The 3,445-nt window shown below is 48.4% G+C and carries 1 protein-coding gene; it reads right to left on the reverse strand.

The window, feature by feature from the left end; all coding sequences use genetic code 11:
• A partial coding sequence (locus tag H5180_RS23250) for an S-layer family protein (protein ID WP_182759249.1) occupies nucleotides 1-3,445 on the reverse strand: 3,445 nt, incomplete at both ends.

Raw genomic sequence — 3,445 nt, forward strand, 5'->3', positions numbered from 1 at the left:
CTGTAACGTTCGCATCTGGGGTATACACAAAGGTACCCGCGGCTTGGTCAAACACCACTTGCCCTGAGCTTGGCGCTCTGACTAAGTTAATCGTGCCCGTTGGGATGGTGTCTTCCACATCACTGGCCAGTGAACGCACATTGGTCACTGCTGATGCGGTGTCTTCATCCACACTTAAGCTGATAGCTTGTACCTCAGGGAGGTCGTTCACTGGGGTAATAGTGACTGTCACTGTCGCCGCTGTCGAGGTATTCAATGCCGCATCTTTTACCGTATAAGTAAAGGTGTCTGTCCCCGTTACGTTGCTGTTCGGTGTATACGTGGCAATGCCGTTGGTGATACTTACCGTGCCTTTACTCGCGGGTAATACGATGGCCGCTGAAGCGACCACTAGGTCATTTTCTGCATCACTGTCATTCGCTACCAAGCTAAAGTTCACTGGCGTGTCTTCTGCAGTGGTGGCACTGTCATCCATGGCAACCGGTGCATCAGCAACCGGCGTTACCGTAAGTGTTACTGTCTGTACCGCCGATAACGCACCTGCGCTATCACGAACTTGGAAGGTGAAGCTGTCGCCGTGGTTTTCACTGCCGTCATGTTGATAACTAAAGCTACCATCGCTGTTTAAGCTGACACTACCAAATTGTGGTTGACTGACCAGCTCTGCGCTGAGTGTGTCGCCTGCATCATCATCGCTGGCGTTACTTAATAACCCGTTTGCAAGTGCCACGGTTAAAGTCGCGGCTTCATCGAGGTTAAACGCGAAGTTTTGCCCTACCGGCGCATCGTTGGTGTTGGTAACCTCTAATGTAAATGGCGTTAAGCTGGCGCTATCTGTGCCATCGTTAACACTGATAGTAATAGCCGCGTAGCTGCCTACATCCTGGTTCTGTGGCGTGCCCGCTAATTCGCCCGTGCTGGTGTCAAAGCTTGCCCAACTTGGCTTATTAATGATGCTAAAAGTATGGGTATCTTGCGTATCGCTGTCTGTAAGGGTGGGTATAAAACTATACGCTGCATCTTCAGCTGTAGTTGTACTTGGTGAACCACTTAACACCGGTACGACGTTGTATTTTTTAGTTACTGTGGCAGTTACTGCTGCGCTGGCATTGCCTGCGGTGTCTGTAACTATTGCTGAGAACGTTAACACTCCCTCAGCCAATGTTGTAACATCGATACCTGTAATTTGCTGCGTAACAGCACTAATCGTTGCGTTACCAGTAACAGCATTACTGCCATCACTTACCTGGTAACTAAGCGAACCACTTCCTTCAAGCCCAGTAAAACTAACACTCATTGCAGATTCGTTATCCGCATTAATTAAGCTTTGATCAACGCTAACTGCATGCCCAGTTGGGGTGGTATTATCTAAAGTAATTGAGCTGGTCGCCGCAGGTGAAGTATTCCCTGCACTGTCAGTTTGCGTTACCGATACTGTTAAAGTGCCGTTATTAAGTGCACTTATATCTAACTCACTGCCGCTAAGCGTCCAATTACCACCACTACCAGCTGTAACCGTGGCATTTACAACGCCAATATCAACCTTAACTGCAGCGCCTGATTCTGCCCCAGAGCCGGTTATCAATACACTATCATCTTCACTAGCGTTAACGATGCCATCGACTTCGATTGGCGTATTAATAGTAACAACTGACGGTGCACTGTTATCCAAGGTTATCGTCGTCGTTGCCGCTGGTGAAATATTACCTGCGCTGTCAGTTTGCGTTGCTGATACCGTTAATGTGCCATTATTTAATGCACTGATATCTAACTCATTACCACTGAGAGTCCAATTACCGTTGCTATCAGCAGTCACGGTGGCATTTACACCGCCAACATCAACCTTAACTGCAGCGCCTGATTCAGCCCCAGATCCTACAATTAATAACGCATTATCTTCAGCGGCATTAACAATGCCATCAACAGCAATCGGCGTTGTAATAGCCAATGCATTTGGCGCAACATTATCTAAGGTTATAGTGGTTGTCGTTGCAGATGAAATATTTCCTGCGCTATCGGTTTGCGTTGCAGATACTGTTAATGTGCCATTATTTAACGCGCTAATGTCTAATTCACTGCCGTTAAGTGTCCAGTTACCGCTGCTATCAGCTACCACAGTGGCATTTACGCCGCTAATACCCACTGTCACTGTTGCGCCAGCTTCTGCTCCTGACCCTGTGATCAACACAGCATTGTCTTCAGCCGCATTTACAATACCATCTACTGCAATCGGCGTTGTAATAGCCACCGCATTTGGTGCGATGTTATCTAATGTAATTGAAGTTGATGCGGCCGTTGAGATATTGCCCGCATCGTCGGTTTGTGTTGCCGAAACTGTCAATATGCCATTATTTAGAGCGCTGATATCCAGCTCATTACCTGATAATGTCCAATTACCACTTGAGTCTGCGGTAGTCGTTTTAGTAACCCCACCGATACTCACAGTTACTGTTGCACCTGACTCTGCTCCCCCGCCTTGGACTAATACATCATTATCCTCCGCAGCGTTAACTTTACCATCCCCCTCAATAGGCGTAATAAAGGTTGGTGCGTTTGGTGCTTGGTTATCCAACGTTATTGTTGTAGTTGCAGCTATTGAGACATTACCTGCGCTATCGGCCTGAGTTGCCGAGACCGTCAGCGTACCATTATTCAGCGCACTGATATCCAGCTCGTTGCCCGATAATGTCCAATTACCACTTGAATCTGCAGTGGTGGTTTTAGATATACCATCAACATTTACTGTAACTGTTGCACCTGACTCTGCGCCAGATCCTTGCACTAGTACATCGTTATCTTCAACAGCATTAACTTTGCCGTCGCCTTCAATTGGCGTAGTAATCGTCAATGCATTTGGCGCTTGATTATCCAACGTAATTAATGCGGTTGCCGTAGTCGAGGTGTTACCCGCCGCATCACTTTGTGTGGCGCTGACGGTGAGCGTGCCATTATTAAAGCTGCTGACATCAAACTCACTACCACTGATAGTCCATGCCCCAGAGCCATCAGCCGTTACGGTACGTGATAAGTTATTCGCGCCATCGCTGATGGTCACACTGACGCTGGCATTAGCTTCCGCCCCGGAGCCGGTGATCACTACGTCACTGTCTTCCGCTGCGTTAACTTTACCATCGCTCTCTATCGGAGTGGCTATTGTCGGTGAATTCGGTGCTGTATTATCTAAAATCACCGCGGTGCTGGCAGCGCTAGAGGTGTTACCCGCCGCATCAGATTGTGTGGCGCTGACGGTGAGCGTGCCATTATTAAAGCTGCTGACATCAAACTCGCTACCACTGATAGTCCATGCCCCAGAGCCATCAGCCGTCACAGTACGCGATTGGTTATTCGCGCCATCGCTGATAATCACACTGACACTGGCATTGGCTTCTGCGCCAGAGCCGGTGATCAATACACTGCCATCTTCTACAGCATTGATCCGGCCATC

The sequence above is a fragment of the Pseudoalteromonas sp. SR41-4 genome (genome assembly GCF_014163985.1).
Classification (GTDB): domain Bacteria; phylum Pseudomonadota; class Gammaproteobacteria; order Enterobacterales; family Alteromonadaceae; genus Pseudoalteromonas; species Pseudoalteromonas rhizosphaerae.